The organism is Pseudomonas sp. SORGH_AS_0211 (genome assembly GCF_031453455.1).
GTDB lineage: Bacteria > Pseudomonadota > Gammaproteobacteria > Pseudomonadales > Pseudomonadaceae > Chryseomonas > Chryseomonas aestiva.
In genome coordinates this window covers 310,645-334,511 of sequence record NZ_JAVIZV010000001.1, presented here as the reverse complement: position 1 = coordinate 334,511, position 23,867 = coordinate 310,645, and the positions used below count along the sequence as shown (strand labels likewise).

Here is a 23,867-nt window from a genome sequence, read left to right as displayed (position 1 = left end):
ATGAGTAAGTTCTACCTATAAATAGATAATCACAGGAAAATCTCACCATGAGCCGAGCAACGCTCGACGAGGCCAGCCTGCGTATCCTCGATGCGCTTCAGGAAAATGCGGAGCTCAGCAATGCGGAGCTGGCCGATATCGTGGGCCTTTCCGCTTCACCCTGTTGGCGACGCGTCGCGGAAATGAAGGAGCGTGGCGTCTTGCGCGGCGCCGTGACGCTGGTCGATCCGGCAGCGCTCAACCTGGCCATCAACGTCTTCGTGCATGTGTCGCTCAAACTTCAGGACAAGCAGTCCCTGGAGATCTTCACCAACGCGATCAAGGAGCGCCCGGAAGTGATGGAGTGCTACCTCATGAGCGGCGAGGCGGACTTCATGTTGCGGGTGGTGAGCGAAGACCTGAGCAAATACCAGACGCTCCTGCTCGACTGCCTGACCTCCATCCCCGTCGTGGCCAGCATCAGATCGAGCTTTGCCCTGAGCCAGGTGAAATACACCACGGCCCTGCCCACCAATCATCTGCGAAAACGTCCGGCCGGCAGCAACGGTTGAGCGTTCGGAGCACCCGTCCAGCCAGGTCGGGCCCGCGTCCAGGCGGCTCCGCCCGAGAGCCAAAGCCTTGCCCGCTCCGGGGTTTCGGTCAGGTCCCCCGCGGCTTGGCTCGCGCCGTGGGTTCGGCGATCAAGGGATCGTCCGGCCAGTAGTGCTTGGGATAGCGGCCCTTGAGATCCTTCTTCACCTCGCCATAGGTATTGGCCCAGAAGCTGGCCAGGTCCTGGGTGACCTGCACCGGTCGCCGCGCGGGCGAGAGCAGGTGCAGCTTGACCGCCAGCCGCCCCCCGGCGAGGCGTGGGGTGTCGGCCAGGCCGAACAGCTCCTGCAGCCGTACCGCCAGCACCGGCGGCTGCTCGCTGTAATCCAGGCGGATGCTGGAGCCGGAGGGCACCGCCAGACTGCGCGGCGCCAGTTCGTCCAGCTGGCGCGGCAGTGGCCAGGGCAGCAGACCCTGCAGCATGGCGGCCAGATCCAGATTCGCGAAGTGGGCCAGCCGGGTGACGCGCTCCAGATAGGGCAGCAGCCAGTCTTCCAGGCTGGCCAGCAGCGCCGTGTCGCTTACCTCCGGCCAGTCGCTCGTCTGCTTCTGCTGCAGGTCCAGCTGGCGCAGCAGCGCCACCCGGGCCTGCCACTGGCGCAGTTCCGGCGTCCAGGGCAGCAACTCCAGGCCCTTGCGCCGCACCAGCCCGAGCAGCGCCCGGCTGCGGGCGGCGGCGTCCAGATTCTTCAGCGGCTCGCGACTCAGCACCAGTTGGCCGATCCGCCGCTGGCGTTCGGCGCGTAGCACGCCTTCGCGCTCGTCCCAATCCAGTTCGTCGTGACGCACCACCTGCTCGGCCAGCGGCCCCTCGAACAGCGCCGGATCCAGTTCGGCGGCGAGGTAGATGCGCTCTTCGCGCTGCCCCTGGCGACTGCCCAGGTCGGCCACCACCAGCCAGGGCGATTTCATCAATCCATCCGGCTCGCCAAAGCTGGCGGCCCGGCCGTTGGCCAGGCGGTAGTCCTGGCCACCCGCCTTGCGCTGCTGGGCGATGCGATCCGGATAGGCGCAGGCCAGCAGCGCCCCGGTCCAGCGCGGGTGTTCGGGATCGGCCACCGGCTGCCCGGCCGGGCCGCGCAACAGGCTGCGATACTGGCGGATCAGCTGACGAATGCGCGCCACGCCGCCGCGCGGACCCCGGCCTTCGCCCGCCAGCAGCAGGAGACGGGTGTGCAGATCGGCGCCCTGCCCCGGGGTCAGGTCGCGCTCGCCCAGCAGCGCGGCGATCTCGCAGGCGCGCTCGGCCAGGCCCCAGGCCTGACCGCGCAACAGCAGGTGGGCCAGCCGCGGATGGGCCGGCAGGCCGCTCATGGCCTGGCCGTGAGGCGTGAGCACGCCCTGGTCGTCCAGGGCACCCAGCCGCAGCAGCAGATCGCGGGCCTGGGCGAGGGCGGCAGCGGGCGGGGGATCGAGCCAGGCCAGCTCCTCGGCGTTCATGCCCCAGCGCGCCAGTTGCAGGGCCAGGCCGGCCAGGTCGGCCTGGAGGATCTCGGCGCTGTCATAGGCCGGCAGCTGCTGATGCAGCTCTTCCGACCAGAGTCGATAGCAGACCCCCGGTTCCAGGCGGCCGGCGCGGCCCTGGCGCTGGGTCGCCGAGGCACGGGAGATGCGGCGGGTGGTCAGGCGGGTCATGCCGCTGCCGGGATCGAAGGCCGGCACGCGCGCCAGGCCCGCGTCCACCACCACCCGCACCCCTTCGATGGTCAGGCTGGTCTCGGCGATGTTGGTGGCCAGCACCACCTTGCGGTTACCCGCCGGCGCCGGCTCGATGGCCGCGCGTTGGGCGGCCAGTTCCAGCTCGCCGTGCAGCGGACAGAGCAATACCCCCGCGGGCAGCTGCTCCGCCAGGCGCTCGGCAGTGCGGCGGATCTCCGCCTGGCCGGGCAGAAAGACCAGCAGGCTGCCGGTCTCCTCGTCCAGTGCCTGCAGCACCGAGGCGGCCACCCGCGCCTCCAGGCGTTCGTCCTGGCCGAGCGGTCGGCTCCAGCGGGTCGTCACCGGAAACATGCGCCCTTCGCTGCGCACCACCGGCGCTCCGCCCAGCAAGGCAGCCAGGCGTTCGCCTTCCAGGGTGGCCGACATCACCAGCAGCTTGAGCGGGGTGTCACGCAGCAGTTCGCGGCCGCTCAGGGTCAGCGCCAGGGCCAGGTCGGCGTCCAGGCTGCGCTCGTGGAATTCGTCGAAGATCACCAGGCCGACGCCCTCCAGCGCCGGATCGTCCTGCAGCCGTCGGGTGAGGATGCCCTCGGTGACCACCTCGATGCGGGTGCGCGGGCCCACCCGGCTTTCCAGGCGGATGCGATAGCCCACCGTCTCGCCAACGCCTTCGCCCAGCTCCGCGGCCAGGCGCTCGGCGGCGGCGCGCGCCGCCAGCCGGCGCGGCTCCAGCAGCAGGATGCGCTGACCGGCCAGCCAGGGCTCATGCAACAACGCCAGGGGCACCCGGGTGGTCTTGCCGGCCCCCGGCGGCGCTTCCAGCACGCAGTCATCGCGGTGGGCGAGGGCCTGGCGCAGCTCGGGCAGGACAACATCGATGGGCAAGGGCGTCATTGGGCACAGCCGGTGGTCTCAACGGGGCGGGCAGTATAAGAGCGGCTAACAAAATGTAGCGAGCGGCTGTCAGGCAGGTGCGCGCGGCGCGCAGGAACCGCAGTGTACGAGTGGTACATGAGGATTCCGAGCACTGCACGCGCCTGTATGGCAGACGCGCAGTAGTTTTGTTTGTCGCTCTAAAGCGTCTCGCCCGCCGTGATTCCGGCCGCTATAGTGGCGGCCTCATCCAACCGGAGGTTGTCTATGTCGATGCGTACCCGCGCGGTGTGTGGCGTCCTCGCCGCAGCCCTGTTCACCCAGCTGACCGCTTGCGGTTCGCTGTTCTATCCCGAGCGCCGCGGCCAGATCACCGGCAGTGGCCGGATCGATCCGGGCATCGTCGCCCTCGATGCCATCGGCCTGCTGTTCTACATCATTCCCGGCCTGATCGCCTTTGGCGTGGACTTCGCCACCGGCGCCATCTACCTGCCCGACAACAAGCGCGCCGAGGTTGATCCCAGCGAGCTGAACAAGGCGGTCAACCCGGATGGCAGCGTTGATCGCGCGCGCCTCAAGGCCATTATCCAGCAGGCCACCGGCCACAACCTGCCGCTGGACGATCCGCGCCTGCTGCAGCGCAGCGGCAGCAACGAGCAGCTCGCCAGCCTGGGCCTCGCCCCGCGCGCCTGATGAGCGACCCGCACGGCACCGAGCGGCTCCTGCGTCGCGCCACCGCCGCCTCGGTGGCAGTGGCGACGACGCTGATCCTGGCCAAGGCCGTGGCCTGGTGGTTCAGCGGCTCGGTCAGCCTGCTCGCCGGCCTGACCGACTCGCTGCTTGATGGCCTGGCCTCGGTGTTCAACCTGCTGGCGGTGCACTACGCCCTCAAGCCGGCGGACGACGACCACCGCTATGGCCATGGCAAGGCCGAGTCCCTGGCCGGCATCGCCCAGGCGGTCTTCATCGGCGTCAGCGCCGTGCTCATCGCCTGGCAGGCCATCGGGCGGCTGCAGCAACCCGAACCCCTGGGCGCCCATGCCCTGGGCATCGCCGTCACCCTGTTTTCCCTGGCCCTGACCGCCGTGCTGGTGGCCTACCAGCAGCACGTCATCCGCCTCACCGACTCCACAGTGGTCCGCGCCGACGCCCTGCACTATCGCTCCGACCTGCTGCTCAATGTCGGCATCCTGATCGCCCTGGCGCTGACCGGCTTCGGCTGGTACTGGCTGGATCCGCTGTTCGGCCTGGCCATCGCCCTCTATATCCTCTGGAGCGCCTACGGCATCGCTCGCGATTCCTTTGGCGTGCTGATGGACCAGGAACTGCCCGCCGACATCAGCGAACACATGCTGCAGCTGGCCTGCCAAGTCCCGGGGGTGGAAGGTGCCCACGACCTGCGCACCCGCCTCTCCGGCAATCACTGGTTCGTGCAAATGCACCTGGAGCTGCCGGGCGAGATGAGCCTGTCCCGTGCCCATGTGCTGTGCGACGAAGTGGAAGCCGCCATCCGCGCCGAGTATCCCCAGGCCGAGGTGCTGGTCCACGCCGATCCGCTGGACGCACCCGACGTTCCGCACCGTCATCCGTTGCCGCCCGCCCCCTGAGCGGAACCTGGCGCCGCTGCGCTCTCTCGAATCTGCTGAGCCTGATTCGAGAGAGCGCCCCAGACGGCGCCGGAGTCCACCATGAAAACCATGCACCCGGTCGCGCACCTTGCCGACCTGCGCGAAGACCGCGGTACCGCGGTCGAGATCGAAGGCACCGCAATCCTGCTGCTGCGCGTCGGTGACGAGGTACGTGCCTTCCAGGCGCAGTGCCCTCACGCCGGCGCGCCGCTGGCCGAGGGCGCGGTCTGCCAGGGCCGCCTGGTCTGTCCCTGGCACAAGGCCAGTTTCGCCGTCGACGATGGCCGCCTCTGCGAACCGCCGGCGCTGGATGCCTTGCAACGCTATCCGGTGGACGTGCGCGACGGCGAGGTGCTGGTCGGGACCGAGCCCCTGCCCGCGCAGACGGCGGAGCCCCAGTCCGACGATCGCCTGTTCATCGTCGTCGGTGCGGGCGCCGCGGGCACCGCCGCAGCGGCGGCCCTGCGCGAATTCGGCTTTGGCGGCCGCCTGCTGCTGATCGGCCGCGAACCGGGTGAGCCCTATGACCGGACCGCCCTGTCCAAATTCGTCCTCCAGGGCGACAAGGCCCCCGATGAAGCCCCACCGCTGCGCGAGGCCGACTTCTTCCGCCAGCAGCGCATCGAACGCCTGCACGCCGAGGTGACGCACCTGGATCCCCAGCTCCGCCAGCTGCAACTCGCCAACGGCCAGACCCTGAGCTACGCCGGCTGCGTGCTCGCCACCGGCGGCGAACCCAGGCCCCTTGAGGTGCCCGGTGCCGAGCTCAAGGGCGTCCACCTGCTGCGGACCCGCGCCGACGCGGCCGCGATCCTCGCCGATCTGCCTGCAGAGGGCCGCGCGGTGATCGTCGGTGCCAGTTTCATCGGCCTGGAAGCCGCCTCCGCCCTGCGCAAGCAGGGCCTGGCGGTGGACGTGGTCGCCCCCGCTTCCCTGCCCTTCGTCAAGCAGATGGGCGAGACCCTCGGCCAGCATTTCAAGACCCTGCATGAAGCCAATGGCGTGACCTTCCATGCTCCCAACGAGGTGGTGGGCTTTGCCGGCGACGACCAGGTGCGCCAGGTCAGCCTCAAGGACGGTACCCACCTGCCCGCCGACCTGGTCCTGGTGGGTACCGGCATCGCCCCGGCGACCGCCTTCCTGGCCAATCTGCCCCTGGCGGATGACGGCAGCGTCCCGGTGGATACCCAGCTCCAGGCCGCCGCGGGCCTCTACGCCGTTGGCGATCTGGCCACCTTTCCCTATGCCGGCCAACCCACCCGCATCGAACACTGGCGTCTGGCCCAGCAACACGGCCGCCTGGCGGCGCGCAATCTGCTGGGCCACGCCGAGAGCTACGCGGACGTGCCCTTCTTCTGGACCCTGCATCACGGCAAGCGTTACGAATACCTCGGCCATCCCGGCCAGTGGGACGACATGCACCTCGACGGCAGCCTGGGCGACCAGACCTTCGTCGCCCTGCTGCTGGCCGCAGAGCGGGTGGTCGGCGTCGTGGCTTGCCAGCGAGAACGCGCCACCGCGGTGCTGAGCCAGCTCATGCGCCAGCCACTGTCGCGCGCCCGCGCCCTGGACGTCCTGGCAACGTCCTGAGCGGGAACGACCCGGACGCACCCGAGGGACAGGTGCGTCCGGTCGGTCCGTGGCGCCTCAGTTCCTTGCGTTGAACATCTCGGTGAACAGCTGCTTGTGGGCCGCGTAGTAATCGGCCACGACCTTGTCGGCGGAACTGTCACGCGCCTGGAGCATCAGCTGCTGCAAGTCGCCGGCCGGCAGGTGGTAGTCTGCGAAGAAGGTGGCGACCTGCGGGTACTCGGCCGGAAACTCCTTGCGCGCCATGGCATGGATCTGCTCCGCCGTACCGAAGACCCCCTTGGGATCGTCGAGATAGCGCAGCTTCCACTTGGAAAACATCCAGTGCGGACTCCAGGCATTGATCACCGACCACTTGCCGCGCTTCAGATTGCGTTCCATCTCGGTGAGCATGCCGACTTCGGACGAAGCGACGATCTTGTAGCCCTTGAGTTGGTAGATGTCGAAGGCCTTCTCGGTGAGCTTGTACTGGCCATTGCCGACTTCCGAGGACAGGATCTTGCCGTCGAGCTTGGCCCGTACTTCCGGCTTCTGCAGGTCCTCGATACTGGAGAGCTCGCTCTGGGGAACGGACTCCGGCACCGCCATGCCCAGCTTGCCCTCGTAGAGCACGCCCAGATCGGTGAGTCTGTCCTTGTGCTTGTCGACGAACACCGCATGGGTGGTGGGCAACCACACCATGGGGATGAGATCAATGCTGCCGTTGGCCAAGGCCTGGAACTGGATGCCGATGTCGGCCTGCACCAGCTTCACCGGCAGCTTCAGCTGGTCTTCGATGGCGACCTGGGCGAGCTTCGCGGTGATTTCCGCGTCCGACCAGTTGACCCAGCCGATGCGGACCGGTCCCTGGGCGGCCTGGATTACCTGGCTGGCGATCGTCAGGCCCACCACGGCGACCAGACCCAGCACCTTGCGCTTCATGTTCTGTGCAACATTCATCAGCTCTATCTCCGGCGTTTGTAGTGTTGTTGTTGCTGGCAGTCTCAAGGTGAAGAACGTGTTGTTGTTGGGGTAGGAAGCGTCCGCTAGAGCGCCCGCTCCAGGTCCGGCAGGGCTTGGAACAGATCGGCCACCAGGGTGTAGTCGGCCACCTGGGTGATGGGCGCCTCGGCATCCTGGTTGATGGCGACGATGACCTTGGAACCGCTCATGCCCGCCAGGTGCTGGATGGCGCCGCTGATCCCCACGGCCACATAGAGATCGGGCGCGACATGCTTGCCGGTCTGGCCCACCTGCAGGTCGTTGCCGGCGAAGCCGGCATCCACCGCGGCGCGCGAGGCCCCGACGGCGCCGCCCAGCCGATCGGCCACCCGCTCTACCAGGGCGAAGTTCTCCCGGCTGCCCAGACCCCGCCCGCCGGACACCACCACGCGGGCACTGCCCAGCTCGGGCCGTGCACTGGTGCTGAGCACCTCGCTGACGACACGGCTCGCCGCCGGTATCAACGCCTGCTCCAGTCGCACGATCGGGCAAGGCGTCTCGCCCTGCTCCGCCGGGGCGAAGGCGGACGCGCGAATCGTCAGGACCTGCACCTCATCGAGGGATTCGATCCGCGCGATCGCATTGCCGGCATAGATCGGCCGGCGGAACACCGTCGGGCTGTCGATGCCGATGACCTCGGCGATCATCCCCACATCGAGCAAGGCAGCCACCCGCGGCAGGACGCTACGCCCCTGGACGCTGGCCTCGGCCAACAACTGCCCGGGCCGCCGGCCCGTCAGCCCGGCGATCAGCTCGGCCTGGCTTTCCGGGGCGCACGGCGCCGCGGTCTCGACCACCAGCACCCGGTCCACCCCGACCAGGGCCGCCGCCTGCTCCGCCGCCGCGGCAGCGCCTGGCCCGATCAACAGCAACTCGATGGGCTGCGCCAGCTCCCTGGCCGCCATGACGACGTTCGCCGTGCCAGCCTTGAGCTGGCCCTGGTGCTGTTCGGCGAGGATCAAAGTAGTCATCAGAGCACTCCTGCACGCTGTTTGAGGTGACTCACCAGTTCATCGACGGACTGGACCCGGATGCCGGCTGAGCGCTGGCTTGGAGGCTGCACGCCCAGCAGGCGGGTATGCGTTCTGGTCGCGATGCCCAGCGCCGTGCCGTCAAGCACCTCCAGCGGCTTCTTCTTGGCCTTCATGATCGCGGGCAGCGAGGCATAGCGGGGCTCGTTGAGCCGCAGATCGCAGGTCACGACCGCGGGCGAGCGCAGCGCGACGGTCTGGCGCCCGCCATCGATCTCGCGCTCGACGATCCACTCACCCCCCGCATGGCTCAGCGCCGAGGCGCAGGTGGCCTGCGGCAGGCCGGCGAGTTGCGCCAGCATCTGGCCGGTCTGGCTGTTTTCCTGGTCGATGGCCTGCTTGCCGAAGAGCACCAGGTCCGGACGCTCACGCTCGACGACGCGGGCCAGAGCCTTGGCCACGTTCAAGGGTTCCAGGGGGCCCGGCAGCTCCACCAGCAGCGCTCGATCCGCCCCCAGGGCCAAGGCCACGCGCAATTGCTCCTGCGCGGCGCTGCCGCCGACCGTCACCACCACGACCTCCTGGGCGATGCCCCTCTCCTTGAGGCGGATGGCTTCCTCGACGGCGATTTCGCAGAAGGGATTCAAGGCCATCTTGACGCCTGCCAGCTCGACGTCGGAACCGTCGGTCTTCACCCGAACCTTGATGTTCGGATCGATGGCGCGCTTCACCGCGACCAGCACTTTCATCGTCTCTCCTGGGGCCCCTCGGGGCCGTGGCTACCACCTGAGATGGGCCAATCCTAGCCATGGCTCGACGTCGTCGGCAAGAGAAATGTACACGATAGATTTATTTATTGACACCGATGTACATTCAACCCAGATTGAGTGAAAACACGCCTGATGTCGTCAGCCCGGAGAGCCCGAGATGTCCACCGATCCGCTCCTGCAGCCGTACCAGCTCAAGCACCTGACCCTGCGCAATCGCATCATCACCACGTCCCACGAGCCGGCCTATCCCGAGGACGGCATGCCCAAGGCGCTGTACCGCGCCTATCACGTCGAGCGCGCCAAGGCCGGGGTCGCCCTGACCATGACGGCCGGCTCGGCGGCCGTCTCCCGCGACAGCCCGCCGGTGTTCAACAACGTGCTGGCCTGGAAGGACGAGGTGGTGGGCTGGCTGCGGGACCTGACGGACGAATGCCATGAGCACGGCGCCGCGGTGATGATCCAACTCACCCACCTGGGCCGCCGCACCCGCTGGGACAAGGCGGACTGGCTGCCGGTCGTGTCGCCCTCCCACGAGCGCGAGCCGGCGCACCGGGCCTTCCCCAAGCAGATCGAAGACTGGGATATCGAGCGCATCATCAAGGACTACGTCGACGCCGCCGAGCGCATGAAGTACGCCGGCCTCGACGGCCTGGAACTGCAGGCCTACGGCCATCTGATGGATCAGTTCTGGTCGCCGCTGACCAATACCCTGGACGGCCCCTATGGCGGCTCGCTGGAAAACCGCATGCGCTTCACCTTCGAGATCCTGCGCGGCATTCGCCAGCGTTGCGGCGAAGACTTCCTGGTAGGCATTCGCTACACCGGCGACGAGACCCTCCCCGGCGGTATCGACGCCAACGACGGCATGACCATCTCCCGGCTGCTCAAGGACAGCGGCCTGGTGGATTTCCTCAACGTGATCCGCGGCCATATCGAAACCGATGCCGGCCTGACCGACGTCATCCCGATTCAGGGCATGCGCAATTCGCCGCACCTGGATTTCGCCGGTGAAATCCGCTCGGCCACCGGCTTTCCGACCTTCCACGCCGCGAAGATTCCCGACGTCGCCACCGCGCGCCACGCCATCGCCTCGGGCAAGGTCGACATGATCGGCATGACCCGGGCGCACATGACCGATCCGCACATCGTGCGCAAGATCATCGAGAAGCGCGAAGAAGAGATCCGCCCCTGCGTCGGCGCCAACTACTGCCTGGATCGCATCTACCAGGGAGGCGCGGCCTATTGCATCCACAACGCCGCCACCGGCCGCGAGACCAGCATGCCGCACGACATCCCCAGGGCGGCGCTGCCGCGCAAGGTGGTGATCATAGGTACCGGCCCGGCCGGTCTGGAGGCGGCGCGGGTAGCCGGGGAGCGCGGCCACCGCGTCAAGGTGTTCGAAGCCGCCGATCGCCCCGGCGGGCAGATCCGCCTGACCGCCCAGAGCGAACGGCGGCGCGAGATGATCAGCATCATCGACTGGCGCATGGCCCAGTGCGAACGCCTGGGCGTCGAATTCGCCTTCAACACCTGGGCCGAGGCCGACACGGTACTGGCGGAAGAACCCGACGTGGTGATCGTCGCCACCGGCGGCCTGCCCCACACCGAGATCCTCAGCCAGGGCAACGACCTCACCGTCTCGACCTGGGACATCATCTCCGGCGACGTCAAACCCGGTCGTCAGGTGCTGATCTTCGACGACGCCGGCGATCATGCTGCCCTGCAGGCCGCCGAGGTCATCGCCAGGAGCGGAGCCCAGGTGGAGATCGTCACCCCGGATCGGGCCTTTTCCGCGGAAGTCATGGCCATGAACCTGGTGCCCTACATGAGGACGCTGCAGGACCTCGACGTGACCTTCACGGTGACCTACCGCGTCGACCGGGTCGCGCGGCGCGAAGGTCGGCTGGTCGCCACCTTCAAGAGCGACTATGGCCCGGTGCACAAGGAACGCGTGGTCGATCAGGTGGTGGTGAACCACGGGACCGTGCCACTGGACGATCTCTATTTCGAGCTGCGGCCACAGTCGAGGAACGACGGCGCCGTGGAGCACCAGGACCTGATCGCCGGCAAGCCGCAGAACATCGTCACCAACCCGGCCGGGCGCTTCCAGCTGTTCCGTATCGGCGATGCCGTGGCCGCGCGCAATACCCATGCGGCGATCTACGATGCGCTGCGCCTGGTGAAGGATCTGTAGCCCAGCGAGCTGCCCTGGTCGCAGGCCGGGGCAGCTGCCAGCAGACCTAGAGCTCGTCCGCTGCCGGCGCCTGGCGGAAGGTCTCGCTGAGCGTCACGAAGACCCCGGGCTCGGCTTCGGCATAACCGAATTTGCCGAAGAAGCGGTCGAGTTCACGCCGGGTGGGGCGCTCACCGGTAAAGATGCTGGTGTAGTGCGGGATGCGCCGGAAGCGTTCGGTCAGCCCCTCGGCGGTCTTCATCGAGATATAGCCGATCTGCGTCAGGTACAGCGTCCGCGCCCGGGTGTCGGCCGCATCGGCGTCGTAGCCGAAGCGCTGGAACATGCTGGAAAGCGCCGCCATGCGCGTGCGATCGGCAAGGGCGATGGCCTCCGCCACTTCGGCGGATTGCAGCGCCCAGCTGCGGACCGCGAACTCGAACTGGGAGTCGAACAGCTCGGCGTTCAACCAGCACTCGAAGACATTGAGGATCGCCTCGGCGATGCTCTCAGCATAGCTCTCGCATTGCCGGATCAGATTGCCGGTGTTCTTGTCGCGCCAGCGATCAAGCAGTGCGGCCAGCAGGTGCTCCCGATCCTCGAAGAACCAGTAGAAGCTGGTACGCGACAGCTTCAGCCGCTTGGCGAGCGGCATCACCTTGACGCCATCGATGCCGGATTCCTTCAGGGCCTCGTAGGCGGCCTCCAGCCAGCCATCGGCCGAGCCGCGCCAGCCACTGTCGGCGTCCTTTTCCTTGTCCCGCGCCTTGCTCTGTCGCGCCATCGACCGCTTGTCCCGTGCAATACTGTCCAGCAACTGTACAGCACCGCGCTTTTCTCTGCGCATCCAGGTGGATGCCCGCTTCTCTACGGCTTCCGCCGTGATGAATCGGGACTGAAGGCATAGCCCCGGCGAAGGCAGGCTCCCATGCAGCGCTCCGAATCCATGCGACGTTCCAAAGGCTATCGCCGGCTCATCCCGTCCATGAATGCCCTGCTGGTCTTCGAGGCTGCCGCTCGCCTCGGCAGCTTCACCCTGGCCGCCCAGGAACTCGGGGTGACCCAGGCCGCAGTCAGCAAGCAGATCCGCTTCCTCGAGGAACTGCTGGATACCCGCCTGTTCCACCGCCTGCACCGGGCCATCCAGCTCACCCCCGACGGCAGCGCGCTGTTTCTGGTCATGGGTGATTCGCTGCAGCGCATCGCGGCGACCTTCGACAAGATCCTCGACGGCCAGGCCGAGCAGGAAATCGTCCTGGCCTGTACCAGCGCCTTCTCCCATCTGCGGATCATGCCCCGCCTGCCGGCCTTGCAGGCACTGCTGCCCGATCTCCAGCTGCGGCTGGTCCCGCCGCTGCATCGCGAGGCCGATCTGGCCATCCGCTACGGCGATGGCAGCTGGGATGATGGCACGGCCACCCTGCTGTTCGACGAAGAGGTCTTTCCGGTCTGCGCACCCGGGTGGCTGGTGAGCCATGCCGCGCCGCACTCCATCGCGGACCTCTACCAGAGTCCGCTGATCGACTCGGACGCCACGCTGGAAGGCTGGATGACCTGGAGCACCTGGTTCCGCGCCCTGGACCATACCCCACCGCGGCTGCGCATCGGCCTGCGCTGTACCCACTATGCCGACACCATCCGGGCGGCGACCCAGGGCCTGGGGATTGCCCTGGGCTGGCAGCGTCTGGTCGCCCCACTGCTGGCGGACGGCCAACTGGTCCGGGTGACGGACTTCATCGTCAAGCCGCGCGATGCCTATTACCTGGTGGTACCCCATGGTCGCCAGTCGGTGGTGGGCGACCTGCTGCCGACCTGGCTGCGCGACGAGCCAGGCGCCTGCAGACCGCTCTAGCACAAGGTTTTCATCGCATAACCCAGACTCATGCCAGCGTAACAATAAAGCGCGTTGACCCCTTCCAGGGGCGCTTCGATACTGCGGCCACCTACCCCCGGCCAATGTCTCCCCGAGGTGCACCCATGGACAACGCCCCTGCCAAGAGCCATCGCGACCTGCTCGCCCAGCGCCAGCCGGGTCATGGTCTGCCCGGCGAGCTGTATGGCCGGCAAGACGTCTTCGCCACGGACCTCGAGATCTTCTACAACCGGCACTGGATCGTGGTCGGCGTGACCGCGGACATCCCCGAGCCGGGCGATGTCTCCACCCTCGACATCGGCAAGGCCTCCATCATCCTGGTGCGCGATGACGACGAGAACATCCGGGCCTTTCGCAACGTCTGCCGGCATCGCGGCGCGCGGCTCAGGGAGGCGGGCAAGTCCACCGTGGGCATGCTGGTCTGCCCCTATCACCAGTGGACCTACGACCTCGACGGCCAACTGAAACACGCGGCGCACATGGGCCGGGCCTTCGACGCCAGCTGTCGCAGCCTCCTGCCGGTAGCGGTACGGGTGGTAGGTGCCCATATCCTGGTCTGCCTGAGCGAAGACTCGCCCCAGGACATCGATACGCTCGCGGCCGAGATGGCGTCCCGCTTCGCGCCCTACGCCCTGCAGCTCAGCAAGATCGCCCACGAGAGCGAGATCATCGAGAACGGCAACTGGAAGCTGGTGATCGAGAACAATCGCGAGTGCTATCACTGTGCCGCGGGCCATCCGGAATTGAACGCCTCCTTCCTGCCGGAAGACTTCGGCGTCTGCACCGACGGCATGAGTCCGGAATCGCTCCAGGCCCTGGCGGAGTATCAGGCGAAGAATGCCGCGGCCCGGCAGGACTGGGAAGATCAGGGCCATCTCTGCGCCGCCGTGGAGCATCTGGAAGAAGACAGCGTCACCCAGTTCCGCTCGCAGCGCCTGGTCATCGCCAACCACGGCGAATCCCAGACCCTGACCACCCGGGTGGCCTGCACCCGCCTGCTGGGCGACCTGCAGCGCCGCGACCTGGGCGACGTGCATTTCTGGACCCATAACTCCTGGACCCACGTGATGAGCGATCACGCCGTGGTCTCCTACCTCATCCCGCTCGGGCCGGACCGGACCCTGGTGAGGACCAAGTGGCTGGTCCATGCCGAGGCCGTGGAAGGCGTCGACTACGACCTCCAGACCCTGATCGAGGTCTGGCAGGCGACCAATCTGCAGGACGCCGGGCTCGTCGCCCTCACCCAGCGCGGTACCCAGGATCCTGCCTACGTGCCCGGCCCCTTCTCGCCCTTCACCGAGACCTACGTCGAGCAATTCACCCGCTGGTACGCCGCCCGCCTCGCGGCCCACGGGGTGTGAGAAATGACCATGACTGCGCTCATCCCCTTACCCGCCCAAGGCAGCCGCCTCAACGACGCCCGGACCTGGTCGGCGTTCGGCGCGGCCTGGAGCAGTGCCGAGCAGAAGACCCTCGAATGCTGCGCCATTCGGCTCGAGACCGCCGACGTCAAGACCTTCGCCTTTCGCTGTCCCGACTTCGTGGCCCTCGCCTTCGAGCCTGGTCAGTTCATCACCCTGTCGCTGACCATCGACGGCCAGCGGCTGTCGCGCTGCTACACCCTCTCCTCCACGCCGACCCGCCCCTTCAGCCTTGCCATCACCGTCAAGCGCGTACCCGGCGGGCCGGTGTCGAACTGGCTGCACGATCAGCTGGAGGTCGGCAGCCGGCTGCAGGCTTTCGGACCGGCAGGCATCTTTACCCCGGTCGGACATCCGGTACGCAGGTTGCTCTATCTGTCCGCCGGCTCGGGGGTCACGCCGCTGATGGCCATGACGCGCGCGGCCTTCGACCTGGGTGGCGATCCGGACATCGCCTTCGTCCACAGTGCCCGTACCCCCCGGGACATCATCTTCCGCGACGAACTGGCGCAACTGCAGGCCACACAACCTGGCCTCAAGGTCTTCGCCATCTGCGAGGCACCCGGCGCCGAAGGGGACTGGCAAGGCCCGCTCGGCCGCCTGGATCTGCCCCTGCTGGAACGACTGGTGCCGGACTTCCGCGAACGGGAGGTCTTCATCTGTGGCCCCCAGGGCTACATGGACGCCGTCCAGCGCACCCTGCAGGAAGGCGGCTTCGATCTTGCCCACTCGCACCAGGAGAGCTTCTCGATCGGCCGTCCGGCGGCCCCTGCCGAAGCCTCGCCGACCGCGGTCGGCGAGGCCCTGTTCACCGTCACCCTGGCGCGCTCGGGCAAGGTATTCAGCATGGCGGGCGACCAGACTGTGCTCAGCGCCGCCAGGCGCGCGGGCGCCATCGTGCCCTCCTCCTGCGGACAAGGCCTCTGCGGTACCTGCAAGACGGCTCTGCTCGAAGGCCAGGTGGAGATGCAGCATGCCGGTGGCATTCGCCAGCGCGAGATCGAGCGCGGGCTGCGACTGCTGTGCTGCAGCAGGCCCACGTCCAATCTGGTGCTCGACCTCTAGCGGCTTCGGTCCCGTGAAGGCGCCCTACCGGACGCTCCTCGACGAGGCGCCTCTGCCGCCGGCCTTTTGCTCGGCCGTGCGCAGCGGCCCGCGGGCATGGGTGAGGAGAGCCACGCCTCGATTCGCGCGGACCACCGCCCAGCGTTTCGCTTCCGCGTAGAACTCCTGGGTGTCCGGACACCTCTCAACTGAAGCGTCAGCCCCGTGATCGATGGCGATCCCGCTGAAGGCCTTGAGAGACACCGAGCCCCATGAATGCCCCCCTAGCCACCGCGCCTCGCCCCTATCGCGTCGGCCTGATCGCCGATACCCATGGCCTGCTCCGGCCCCAGGCGCTGGAAGCCCTGGCCGACAGCGACTTCATCCTGCACGCCGGTGACATCGGCAAGCCCGAAATCCTCGACGCCCTGCGCGCGATAGCGCCGCTGGCGGTGGTCCGGGGCAACAACGACGACCTGCCCTGGGCCGACGACATCCCCGAGCGCGTCAGCCTGACCCTGGCCGGCGTCGACATCCACATGCTGCACATCCTGCCCGAGCTGGATCTGGCGGCCGCCGGCGCCACGGTGCGGGTAGTGGTCAGCGGCCACTCGCACAAGCCGCTGATCGAAGAGCGCGATGGCGTACTCTACATAAACCCCGGCAGCGCCGGCCCACGGCGCTTTCGGCTGCCGATCAGCGTCGGCCGCCTGACCCTCGATGCCGGCCAGATCCAGGCCGAGATCCTGGAACTCACCCCCTGAAGGAATCCCGATGAGCATCGATTACCACTTCTACGAACCCAGCCAGGGCCACGGCCTGCCCCATGACCCCTTCAACGCCATCATCGCGCCCCGTCCCATCGGCTGGATCTCCTCCCACAGCGAGAGCGGTGTGCTGAACCTGGCGCCCTACAGCTTCTTCAATGCCTTCAACTACAAGCCGCCGCTGATCGGCTTTTCCAGCCAGGGCTACAAGGACAGCGTGGCCAATATCGAGCGCACCGGCGAGTTCGTCTGGAATCTGGCTACCCGTGAACTGGCCGAGGAGATGAACGCCAGCAGTGCCATGGTCGGACCCGAGGTGGACGAATTCGCCCTGGCTGGCCTGGAGCCTGCCCCCTCGACGATCGTCAAGGTGCCGCGAGTCGCCCGGGCCCAGGTGGCCTTCGAGTGCAAGCTGAGCCAGATCGTCCGCCTCAAGACCGCTGCCGGAGATGAACTGGATCAGTGGCTGGTGCTGGGCGAGGTGGTAGCCGCCCATATCGACAAGCGCCTGCTCAAGGATGGCATCTTCCAGACCGCGGCCGCTCGCCCCATCGTGCGCGGCGGTGGCCCGGCCGACTATTTCGAGATCACCGAGGCCGCGCTGTTCCGCATGCGTCGCCCCGACTGAGTGGTCGGCCCTGCAATGCAAAACGGCGCCCCAGGGCGCCGTTTTGCATTGCAGATTTCCTAGCCTGCTGCGCTGACGCGAAAATTCAGTCGCGGGAAATGCACCTGGAGCGCCCCCAGCTGCGCGTCGTGGCGACGGATCACCAGGGCCTCGCTGTCGGCATGCACCAGTTCGCCCACCACCGGATCCACCCCATAGTCGGTCGCCGCCACGCTCACCCGGTCACCCCAGGCGAAGCCTTCCACGGCAACGGCCTGGTCGCGCGGCAAGGCCAGCGGCTCCGCGGCCCTGGCGATCTCCAGCGCCTCGGCGGCGCCGAGTTCCTCATGGGTACCATGACCGAACCCCAGCACCCGGGCGAACCAGGCGGCGATCTCGGGACGCTCGTCGATCAGCGGCGCCAGTTGCGGCGTGCTCTTGAGAAACCAGAAGTTGTGCGCCAGGGCGATGTCGGCCACCGAAGGCGCGCCAAACAGGAATTCGCCGGCGCTGCGCTTGAGCTGGGTCTCCAGCCGGGTCAGCAGGGTCTGCAGCTGTTGCCGGGCCTGCTCGGGTGTCAGACGACTCAGGCTGCCACCACTGAACAGCGCCTTGCGGTCATCCATGAAGGCCTGGGCCTGCTCCGGCGGCAGACTGGCCAGGCGCGGCCCCATGATCTCCGGCTGGAACATCAGCGCCACCGCATGCTGGAACAGTACCGAATCCGCCCAGCCGGCAAAGGCGGCCACGACCGCTTCCTGACCTTCCGGAAACAGCGCCGGTACCGCCTTCTCCGCCTCCAGCCGCCGGGCGATCAGCGCCGTGTCGCAATAGACATCGGCCCCCACCTGCAGCACCGGGGTCTTGCGATAGCCGCCGGTGAGCGCCACCAGCTCGGGCTTGGGCAGCATCCGCGGAATGATCACCGAACGCCAGGCCAGCCCCTTGAAGCCCAGCAGCAGGCGCGCCTTCTCGGCGAAGGGCGATTGCCAATAGTGATGCAGAATCAGCTCGGACATGACAGCACTCCTGAATTAGCCATGGGCAAGGTGCCGGACCGGGCCAGCACCAGGGCTTCCTTGGCTCGTTTGGGTAGCTTCTTGATCTGGATCTCGCGGCGCAGCGCGGCCGACTTGTCGCCGCAGGCTTCCACGTAGACCAGCGCCTGGGCCGGGCTGGAAGCGAAGAAGCGGGCACCGCGGCCACTGCGGTGCTGGGCGAACCGGCGCGCGGGATCATCGCTGATGCCGCAATAGAGCGCCTGATTCTCGGCGCGCACCAGGTAGACATACCAGGTGCGCGCGGGTGGCAGGGGGTCGTCGCTCACCGTCAGGCGAACCACTCCCGGGCGGTACGCCAGACGCACACGCCGACGAAGTAGATACCGCTGGCGAACCAGAGCACCATCAGCCACAGCGGCTTGTCGGGATGCACGAACACCATCATGGCGCTGCTGAGCAGCCAGATGGACGTCACGGCGATATTCAGCGCCATCAGCTGACGCACGCGGAAGGGATGCAGGAACTTGACCCGGGTCAGGGTCAGGGCGGCCAGCACCAGCACCACCGCCATGCTGAACCAGGGCGCCAGGTCCAGCACGTAGAAATACAGCGCCACCACGTTCCAGGCCGCGGGAAAGCCGACGAAATAGTTATCGGCGCTCTTCATGTTCACATTGCAGAAACAGAACAGCGACGACAATAGGATGATGCCCACCGCCACCAGCTCGAAGTGCGGCGGCAGGGGCACGAAGCGATAGATGAAGATGGCCGGAATGAACACATAGGTCAGGTAGTCGACCACCAGGTCCAGCGCCGAGCCGTCGAAATGGGGCAGTACCCGCTTGACTTCGAATTTGCGCGCCAGGGTGCCGTCGAGCCCGTCGACGAGCAGGGCGATGCCGAGCCACATCAGGCAACCCTTGGGTTGACCGTCGACCAGAGCGAGCAGCGCCAGAAGCGCGAGGATCACACCACTGGAGGTCACCGCATGGGCGCCCCAGGCCTTGGCTTTTGTCAGCATGAGCGGATGGGAAATGGAGTTCACGGGCGTCTCTCTATGATGACGGCTTCGACTGCCCAGCGCACCGCCTGTTCTGGCAATACGCTACGAAATCGACAATGAAGCCGGTGAACGGCAAGGCGGGCCTTGACCGCCGACCCCGGAAACCGGGCGCCAAACATCGAGGATACCGCGCCTTGCCGTCCTTTGCCCGCCTTCCCGCCGAACGCCCGTGACTGGGTTCGCAGGACGACCGGGGCGGAGCGAGTCCGCCCAGACATATCGAACCTGTTCAAAGTCTCGCGAGCTGGAGCCAAACAAGGCCTAGGCGGCCCACGAAAAGACCTGAGGAAGCGGGTCGGACCCGCGCCCGGGTTTACGCCTGGTAAATGAGCATTCCGACGGGGCCGCCCAGGGCGGGCTGGCGACCCAGGGTCTTTTCAATGCCGTTTGGCCGACGCGCAGCAGGCTTTGGACAGGTTCTCAGTGCAGGATCTGCCCGAGGAACAGCCGCGTGCGCTCGTTCTGCGGGTTGTCGAAGAACTGGTCCGGCGCGGCCTGTTCGACGATCTCGCCCTTGTCCATGAAGATCACCCGGTTGGCCACAGTGCGGGCGAAGCCCATCTCGTGGGTCACGCAGAGCATGGTCATGCCGTCCTGGGCCAGGCCGATCATGGTGTCCAGCACCTCCTTGACCATTTCCGGATCGAGCGCCGAGGTCGGCTCATCGAACAGCATGATGCGCGGCTGCATGCACAGCGCCCGGGCGATGGCCACGCGCTGCTGCTGGCCACCGGACAGCTGGCCCGGAAACTTGTTGGCCTGCTCGGGAATGCGCACCCGCTGCAGGTAGTGCATGGCGATTTCTTCGGCCTGCTTCTTCGGCAGCTTGCGCACCCACATGGGCGCCAGGGTGCAGTTCTGCAGCACGGTCAGGTGCGGGAAGAGGTTGAAGTGCTGGAACACCATGCCGACTTCGCTGCGAATGGTCTCGATCTGCTTGAGATCGTTGGTCAGCTCGGTACCGTCGACGATGATCTGGCCCTTCTGGTGCTCTTCCAGGCGATTGATGCAGCGGATGGTGGTGGACTTGCCCGAGCCGGACGGTCCGCACAGCACGATGCGCTCGCCCTGGGTGACGGTCAGGTTGATGTCCTTGAGCACGTGGAACTGGCCGTACCACTTGTTCACGTCCTTGAGCTGGATCATGACCTTGCTGCTGTCGACCGGCTGCTTGTTGCTTACATTCATCTGTTGACTCCTAACGCTTGTGGCCGGTGTTCAGCTTGCGCTCCAGACGGGCGGAGTAGCTGGACATGGCGAAACAGAAAATCCAGAAGACCAGGGCGGCGAACACATAGCCTTCGGTGGACAGACCAGGCCAGGCCGGGTCGGAGGTGGCGCGCTTGATGCTGTTGAGCAGGTCGAACAGGCCGATGATGACCACCAGACTCGAATCCTTGAACAGCGCGATGAAGGTGTTGACGATGCCCGGGATCACCAGCTTGAGCGCCTGCGGCAGGATCACCAGGCCAGTGGTCCGCCAGTAGCCCAGGCCCATGGCCGCGGCGGCTTCGTACTGCCCCTTGGGAATGGCCTGCATGCCACCCCGCACCACCTCGGCGATATAGGCCGCCTCGAAGATGATCACCATGACGATGGCGCGCAACAGCTTGTCGAGGTTCATGCCATCGGGCAGGAACAGCGGCAGCATCACCGACGACAGGAACAGCACCGTGATCAGCGGGATCCCCCGCCAGAACTCGATCATGGTCACGCAGATGACCTTGATCGCCGGCAGCTTGGAACGGCGCCCCAGGGCCAGCAGGATGCCCAGCGGCAAGGCGCCGACGATGCCTACCGCGGCGATCACCACGGTCAGCATCAGGCCGCCCCACTCGCTGGAGGGCACCACGCGCAGACCGAGACCGCCATACAGCAGCCAGAAGGCCACCAGCGGATAGATCACCAGCAGGGCCAGACCGTAGCGGGCCTTGTGCTTGAAGCTGTCGAGAAACAGCGGAATCGCCCCGATCACGGCGATCACCACGGTCAGATCCACGCGCCAGCGCTGATCGCCAGGGTAGAAGCCGTACATGAACTGCCCGAAGCGCTCCTTGATGAACACCCAGCAGGCACCGCCTGGCACGCAATCGGCACGGGTGCTGCCGCTCCAGGTGGCATTGATGAAGGCCCAGTTCACCACCGGTGGCACGATCAGCCAGACGAGGTAGAGACCGAACAGGGTCAGGAGGGTATTGCCGATGCTGGAAAACAGGTTGCCCCGAATCCAGGCCAGGACACCGACGCTGGAAGGCGGCGGCGGCAGGTCCGGTTTGAAAGTATGGGTCTGGTTACTCATACGCGCTCCTTAACGCTCGATCAGCGCGATGCGCTTGTTGTACCAGTTCATCAGAATACTGATGCTGATGCTGATGGCCAGGTAGACGCTCATGGTGATGGCCATGGTCTCGATGGCCTGACCGGTCTGGTTCAGAACGGTGCCGGCGAACAGCGCCACCATCTCCGGATAGCCGACGGCAGCACCCAGCGACGAGTTCTTCATCAGGTTCAGATACTGGTTGGTCAGCGGCGGAATGATCACCCGCAAGGCCTGGGGAATGATCACCAGCCGCAGGGTCAGACCCGGACGCAGCCCCAGCGAACTGGCCGCCTCGGTCTGACCATGGCTGACCGCCTGGATGCCGCCGCGCACCGTCTCGCCGATGAAGGCCGCGGTGTAGACCGACAGGGCCAGCGCCAGGGAGACCAGCTCGGGGATGATCACCCAGCCGCCGCGAAGGTTGAAGCCCTGCAGTTCCGGCACTTCCCAGTGCAACGGCCGGCCGAAGATCAGGGCCGCCAGCAACGGGATCCCGATCACCAGCGCCAGCACGGTCCACAGCACCGGGAAGCGCTGGCCCGTGGCATGCCGCCGTTTGCGCGCCCAGCGCACCACCACCACGCTGGCGACGATGGCGATCAGCAGCGCGATCAAGCCGGGCAGGAACCCGGCATCGGCGATCGGCGCGGGCATGTACAGACCGCGGTTGTTGACGAAGAAGGCTTCGCCCAGGCTCAGACTCTGGCGCGGACCCGGCAGGGGCGCGAGCACGGCGAAATAGAAGAAGAAGATCAGCAGCAGCGGTGGAATGTTGCGGAAGGTCTCGATGTAGACCGTGGCGACCTTGCGAAGCAGCCAGTTGCTCGACAGCCGGGCCACACCCACGGTGAAACCAATGATGGTCGCCAGGAAGATACCGATGACCGACACCAGCAGGGTGTTGAGCAGTCCGACCAGGAAGACCCGCCCGTAGGTGTCGCCTTCGCTGTAGGGAATCAGGTGCTGGGGAATGCCGAAGCCGGCGGTATTGTTCAGGAAGCCGAAGCCGGAGGTGATACCCCGGTTGGCGAGATTGGCCTGGGTGTTGCTGAACAGGAACCAGCCGAAGGCCACGACGGCGACCACGGCCACGATCTGGAACAGCCAGGAGCGTGCCTGCGGATCGGTGAGCAGAGACCCACGGACCGGCGAGGACGGTTTGCTAACGTTTTGCATCTACTAGAAGCCTCATTAAATTCTCGCCCCACAGCGCGGGGAGCGCTGCAGGGCGAGAATCTGCACATCCGGAAGGTGGTCGGCGACTAAGGCGCCGAGATCAACGGACCGGCGGGGCGTACTGCAGACCGCCTGCATTCCACAGGGCGTTGAGGCCACGCTTGATCTTCAGATCGCTGCCCATGCCGACGTTGCGCTCGAAGACTTCGCCGTAGTTGCCGACCTGCTTGACGATTTGCACCGCCCAGTCTTTCGGCAGCTTCAGATCCTTGCCGAATTCGCCATCGGCACCCAGCAGACGACGAACATCAGGGTTCTTGGAGTCCTTGGCCTGGGCCTCGACGTTGGCGGAGGTCAGACCCAGCTCTTCGGCGTTGACCAGGGCGAACAGCGACCACTTGACCACGGTCAGCCAGTCCTCGTCACCACGACGGACGGCCGGCGCCAGGGGCTCCTTGGAGATCACTTCGGGCAGCACGACATAGTCGTCGGGCTTGGACAGCTTGTTGCGCTGGGCGTACAGCTGCGACTGGTCGGAGGTCAGGACGTCACAACGACCCGCTTCCAGCGACTTGGCGCTCTCGTCCGAGGTGCTGTAGGTGATGGGGGTAAACTTCATGCCGTTGGAACGGAAGTAGTCGGCCAGGTTGAGTTCGGTGGTGGTACCGGCCTGGATGCACACGGTTGCGCCGTCCAGTTCCTTGGCGCTCTTCACACCCAGCTTCTTGTTCACCAGGAAGCCCTGGCCGTCATAGTAGGTGACACCGGCGAAGATCAGACCCATGCCGCCATCGCGGGAGCTGGTCCAGGTGGTGTTGCGCGACAGCACGTCGATCTCGCCGGATTGCAGCGCAGTGAAGCGCTCCTTGGCGGTCAGGGGAGTGAAACGAACCTTGGTGGAGTCACCGAAGACCGCAGCGGCCACGGCGCGGCAGACGTCGACGTCGATGCCCTTGTAGTCACCCTTGGAATCGGTGTAGGAGAAGCCCGGCAGGCCATCGCTGACGCCGCATTGCACGAAACCTTTGTTCTTCACCGCATCCAGGGTAGCGCCTGCGTGAGCCATGCCGGACAGGCCAAGAGCAGCGGCGGTGGTCAGAATTGCCAGGGTAGACTTCACCATCTTCATCGATAAGCTCCACTTTGTTTATGAATTACGTTCCAGTCGCACGGCAGCACGATGTCTCTCGCCTGATTGCCGTGGAACCCGCCCACCCGATCCCTGGGCGTCCTCCATCAAGGGAAGAAGGAGACGCACTGGAAGGCATGACGAAGCAGTGAGTCAGTGTTACCTGTTAGTGCACTACCTGGCCGCAGCCTAGATGAGGCAATTTGCGGACCAGTGAATGCGACAGATGC

The 23,867-nt window shown here is 66.4% G+C and carries 22 protein-coding genes and 1 other RNA gene; 10 read left to right on the top strand and 13 right to left on the bottom strand.

Annotated features, from left to right (window positions below):
• Window positions 1-47: 47 nt before the first annotated feature.
• Complete coding sequence (locus QE393_RS01530) at window positions 48-551, top strand: Lrp/AsnC family transcriptional regulator (RefSeq protein WP_133862081.1); 504 nt, start codon at window positions 48-50, stop codon at window positions 549-551.
• 88 nt (window positions 552-639) lie between these two features.
• On the opposite strand, the gene hrpB is transcribed toward QE393_RS01530, so the two are convergent.
• Together hrpB and QE393_RS01520 are read right to left on the bottom strand one after the other, a co-directional pair.
• A complete protein-coding gene (gene hrpB, locus QE393_RS01525; RefSeq protein ID WP_273809960.1) occupies window positions 640-3,144 on the bottom strand; it encodes an ATP-dependent helicase HrpB in 2,505 nt (834 codons plus the stop codon).
• Between the two features lie 43 nt (window positions 3,145-3,187).
• Window positions 3,188-3,263: non-coding RNA, sX9 sRNA (locus QE393_RS01520), on the bottom strand.
• A gap of 127 nt (window positions 3,264-3,390) precedes the next feature.
• Here QE393_RS01520 and QE393_RS01515 point away from each other — a divergent pair.
• The 3 genes from QE393_RS01515 to QE393_RS01505 all read left to right on the top strand — a co-directional run bounded on the left by QE393_RS01515 (window position 3,391) and on the right by QE393_RS01505 (window position 6,341).
• Complete coding sequence (locus QE393_RS01515) at window positions 3,391-3,816, top strand: hypothetical protein (RefSeq protein ID WP_017639149.1); 426 nt, start codon at window positions 3,391-3,393, stop codon at window positions 3,814-3,816.
• Window positions 3,816-4,730, top strand: coding sequence for a cation diffusion facilitator family transporter (locus tag QE393_RS01510; RefSeq protein WP_273809962.1), 915 nt, complete (start codon window positions 3,816-3,818; stop codon window positions 4,728-4,730). The genes QE393_RS01515 and QE393_RS01510 overlap by 1 nt, the downstream gene beginning before the upstream one ends.
• A gap of 81 nt (window positions 4,731-4,811) precedes the next feature.
• Window positions 4,812-6,341: an apoptosis inducing factor family protein gene (locus QE393_RS01505; RefSeq protein ID WP_273809964.1), complete on the top strand. Its 1,530-nt coding sequence runs from the start codon at window positions 4,812-4,814 to the stop codon at window positions 6,339-6,341.
• 57 nt (window positions 6,342-6,398) lie between these two features.
• Here QE393_RS01505 and QE393_RS01500 read toward each other — a convergent pair whose 3' ends face one another.
• The 3 genes from QE393_RS01500 to QE393_RS01490 all read right to left on the bottom strand — a co-directional run bounded on the left by QE393_RS01500 (window position 6,399) and on the right by QE393_RS01490 (window position 9,042).
• Window positions 6,399-7,280, bottom strand: a complete 882-nt coding sequence (locus tag QE393_RS01500; RefSeq protein WP_273809966.1) for a glycine betaine ABC transporter substrate-binding protein — start codon at window positions 7,278-7,280, stop codon at window positions 6,399-6,401.
• Window positions 7,281-7,366: 86 nt separating this feature from the next.
• On the bottom strand, window positions 7,367-8,293 hold the full coding sequence (locus tag QE393_RS01495) for an electron transfer flavoprotein subunit alpha/FixB family protein (protein WP_273809968.1): 927 nt from the start codon (window positions 8,291-8,293) through the stop codon (window positions 7,367-7,369).
• Window positions 8,293-9,042 carry an electron transfer flavoprotein subunit beta/FixA family protein gene (locus QE393_RS01490; RefSeq protein ID WP_273809970.1) on the bottom strand — a complete coding sequence of 250 codons (750 nt, stop codon included), beginning with the start codon at window positions 9,040-9,042 and terminating at the stop codon, window positions 8,293-8,295. The genes QE393_RS01495 and QE393_RS01490 overlap by 1 nt, the downstream gene beginning before the upstream one ends.
• 178 nt (window positions 9,043-9,220) lie before the next feature.
• Between QE393_RS01490 and QE393_RS01485 the strand changes: the two genes are divergently transcribed.
• Entirely contained in the window at window positions 9,221-11,257 is a 2,037-nt protein-coding gene (locus QE393_RS01485; RefSeq protein ID WP_273809972.1) for an NADH:flavin oxidoreductase, read from the top strand.
• A 46-nt stretch (window positions 11,258-11,303) separates the two neighbouring features.
• Here QE393_RS01485 and QE393_RS01480 read toward each other — a convergent pair whose 3' ends face one another.
• On the bottom strand, window positions 11,304-12,020 hold the full coding sequence (locus QE393_RS01480) for a TetR/AcrR family transcriptional regulator (protein WP_273809973.1): 717 nt from the start codon (window positions 12,018-12,020) through the stop codon (window positions 11,304-11,306).
• Window positions 12,021-12,164: 144 nt separating this feature from the next.
• Here QE393_RS01480 and QE393_RS01475 point away from each other — a divergent pair, with 144 nt between their 5' ends.
• The 5 genes from QE393_RS01475 to QE393_RS01455 all read left to right on the top strand — a co-directional run bounded on the left by QE393_RS01475 (window position 12,165) and on the right by QE393_RS01455 (window position 16,969).
• Complete coding sequence (locus QE393_RS01475) at window positions 12,165-13,088, top strand: LysR substrate-binding domain-containing protein (protein ID WP_273809974.1); 924 nt, start codon at window positions 12,165-12,167, stop codon at window positions 13,086-13,088.
• Between the two features lie 125 nt (window positions 13,089-13,213).
• Window positions 13,214-14,470 (top strand): aromatic ring-hydroxylating dioxygenase subunit alpha, encoded by a 1,257-nt coding sequence (locus QE393_RS01470; RefSeq protein WP_273809975.1) that lies wholly within the window; start codon window positions 13,214-13,216, stop codon window positions 14,468-14,470.
• Between the two features lie 3 nt (window positions 14,471-14,473).
• Window positions 14,474-15,595: a hybrid-cluster NAD(P)-dependent oxidoreductase gene (locus tag QE393_RS01465; protein WP_273809976.1), complete on the top strand. Its 1,122-nt coding sequence runs from the start codon at window positions 14,474-14,476 to the stop codon at window positions 15,593-15,595.
• 251 nt (window positions 15,596-15,846) lie between these two features.
• A complete protein-coding gene (locus tag QE393_RS01460) occupies window positions 15,847-16,338 on the top strand; it encodes a metallophosphoesterase family protein (RefSeq protein WP_273809977.1) in 492 nt (163 codons plus the stop codon).
• Between the two features lie 10 nt (window positions 16,339-16,348).
• Window positions 16,349-16,969, top strand: a complete 621-nt coding sequence (locus QE393_RS01455; RefSeq protein WP_273809978.1) for a flavin reductase family protein — start codon at window positions 16,349-16,351, stop codon at window positions 16,967-16,969.
• Between the two features lie 59 nt (window positions 16,970-17,028).
• On the opposite strand, the gene QE393_RS01450 is transcribed toward QE393_RS01455, so the two are convergent.
• The 7 genes from QE393_RS01450 to QE393_RS01420 form a co-directional block, all read right to left on the bottom strand.
• Window positions 17,029-17,967, bottom strand: coding sequence for a glutathione S-transferase family protein (locus tag QE393_RS01450; RefSeq protein WP_273809980.1), 939 nt, complete (start codon window positions 17,965-17,967; stop codon window positions 17,029-17,031).
• Window positions 17,955-18,275: a GIY-YIG nuclease family protein gene (locus tag QE393_RS01445; protein WP_273809981.1), complete on the bottom strand. Its 321-nt coding sequence runs from the start codon at window positions 18,273-18,275 to the stop codon at window positions 17,955-17,957. Before QE393_RS01445 ends, QE393_RS01450 begins: the two co-directional genes overlap by 13 nt.
• 2 nt (window positions 18,276-18,277) lie before the next feature.
• Window positions 18,278-18,970, bottom strand: coding sequence for a phosphatidylcholine synthase (gene pcsA / locus QE393_RS01440; protein WP_133862217.1), 693 nt, complete (start codon window positions 18,968-18,970; stop codon window positions 18,278-18,280).
• A 462-nt stretch (window positions 18,971-19,432) separates the two neighbouring features.
• Window positions 19,433-20,200 carry an amino acid ABC transporter ATP-binding protein gene (locus QE393_RS01435; RefSeq protein ID WP_039976153.1) on the bottom strand — a complete coding sequence of 256 codons (768 nt, stop codon included), beginning with the start codon at window positions 20,198-20,200 and terminating at the stop codon, window positions 19,433-19,435.
• A 10-nt stretch (window positions 20,201-20,210) separates the two neighbouring features.
• Window positions 20,211-21,311 (bottom strand): amino acid ABC transporter permease, encoded by a 1,101-nt coding sequence (locus QE393_RS01430; RefSeq protein ID WP_187981196.1) that lies wholly within the window; start codon window positions 21,309-21,311, stop codon window positions 20,211-20,213.
• 9 nt (window positions 21,312-21,320) lie between these two features.
• Window positions 21,321-22,508, bottom strand: a complete 1,188-nt coding sequence (locus tag QE393_RS01425) for an amino acid ABC transporter permease (RefSeq protein WP_273809983.1) — start codon at window positions 22,506-22,508, stop codon at window positions 21,321-21,323.
• Window positions 22,509-22,608: 100 nt separating this feature from the next.
• A complete protein-coding gene (locus tag QE393_RS01420) occupies window positions 22,609-23,637 on the bottom strand; it encodes an amino acid ABC transporter substrate-binding protein (protein ID WP_187981194.1) in 1,029 nt (342 codons plus the stop codon).
• Window positions 23,638-23,867 lie beyond the last annotated feature (230 nt).

Bases quoted from the DNA above. Each gene is read 5' to 3' on its own strand.
- QE393_RS01460 (WP_273809977.1), top strand. From the start codon at position 15,847: ATGAATGCCCCCCTAGCCACCGCGCCTCGCCCCTATCGCGTCGGCCTG.
- QE393_RS01480 (WP_273809973.1), bottom strand. From the start codon at position 12,020: ATGGCGCGACAGAGCAAGGCGCGGGACAAGGAAAAGGACGCCGACAGT.
- QE393_RS01515 (WP_017639149.1), top strand. From the start codon at position 3,391: ATGTCGATGCGTACCCGCGCGGTGTGTGGCGTCCTCGCCGCAGCCCTG.
- hrpB (WP_273809960.1), bottom strand. From the start codon at position 3,144: ATGACGCCCTTGCCCATCGATGTTGTCCTGCCCGAGCTGCGCCAGGCC.
- QE393_RS01485 (WP_273809972.1), top strand. From the start codon at position 9,221: ATGTCCACCGATCCGCTCCTGCAGCCGTACCAGCTCAAGCACCTGACC.
- QE393_RS01425 (WP_273809983.1), bottom strand. From the start codon at position 22,508: ATGCAAAACGTTAGCAAACCGTCCTCGCCGGTCCGTGGGTCTCTGCTC.
- pcsA (WP_133862217.1), bottom strand. From the start codon at position 18,970: ATGCTGACAAAAGCCAAGGCCTGGGGCGCCCATGCGGTGACCTCCAGT.
- QE393_RS01420 (WP_187981194.1), bottom strand. From the start codon at position 23,637: ATGAAGATGGTGAAGTCTACCCTGGCAATTCTGACCACCGCCGCTGCT.
- QE393_RS01510 (WP_273809962.1), top strand. From the start codon at position 3,816: ATGAGCGACCCGCACGGCACCGAGCGGCTCCTGCGTCGCGCCACCGCC.
- QE393_RS01450 (WP_273809980.1), bottom strand. From the start codon at position 17,967: ATGTCCGAGCTGATTCTGCATCACTATTGGCAATCGCCCTTCGCCGAG.
- QE393_RS01505 (WP_273809964.1), top strand. From the start codon at position 4,812: ATGAAAACCATGCACCCGGTCGCGCACCTTGCCGACCTGCGCGAAGAC.
- QE393_RS01530 (WP_133862081.1), top strand. From the start codon at position 48: ATGAGCCGAGCAACGCTCGACGAGGCCAGCCTGCGTATCCTCGATGCG.
- QE393_RS01465 (WP_273809976.1), top strand. From the start codon at position 14,474: ATGACCATGACTGCGCTCATCCCCTTACCCGCCCAAGGCAGCCGCCTC.
- QE393_RS01495 (WP_273809968.1), bottom strand. From the start codon at position 8,293: ATGACTACTTTGATCCTCGCCGAACAGCACCAGGGCCAGCTCAAGGCT.
- QE393_RS01430 (WP_187981196.1), bottom strand. From the start codon at position 21,311: ATGAGTAACCAGACCCATACTTTCAAACCGGACCTGCCGCCGCCGCCT.
- QE393_RS01455 (WP_273809978.1), top strand. From the start codon at position 16,349: ATGAGCATCGATTACCACTTCTACGAACCCAGCCAGGGCCACGGCCTG.
- QE393_RS01500 (WP_273809966.1), bottom strand. From the start codon at position 7,280: ATGAATGTTGCACAGAACATGAAGCGCAAGGTGCTGGGTCTGGTCGCC.
- QE393_RS01490 (WP_273809970.1), bottom strand. From the start codon at position 9,042: ATGAAAGTGCTGGTCGCGGTGAAGCGCGCCATCGATCCGAACATCAAG.
- QE393_RS01475 (WP_273809974.1), top strand. From the start codon at position 12,165: ATGCAGCGCTCCGAATCCATGCGACGTTCCAAAGGCTATCGCCGGCTC.
- QE393_RS01470 (WP_273809975.1), top strand. From the start codon at position 13,214: ATGGACAACGCCCCTGCCAAGAGCCATCGCGACCTGCTCGCCCAGCGC.
- QE393_RS01435 (WP_039976153.1), bottom strand. From the start codon at position 20,200: ATGAATGTAAGCAACAAGCAGCCGGTCGACAGCAGCAAGGTCATGATC.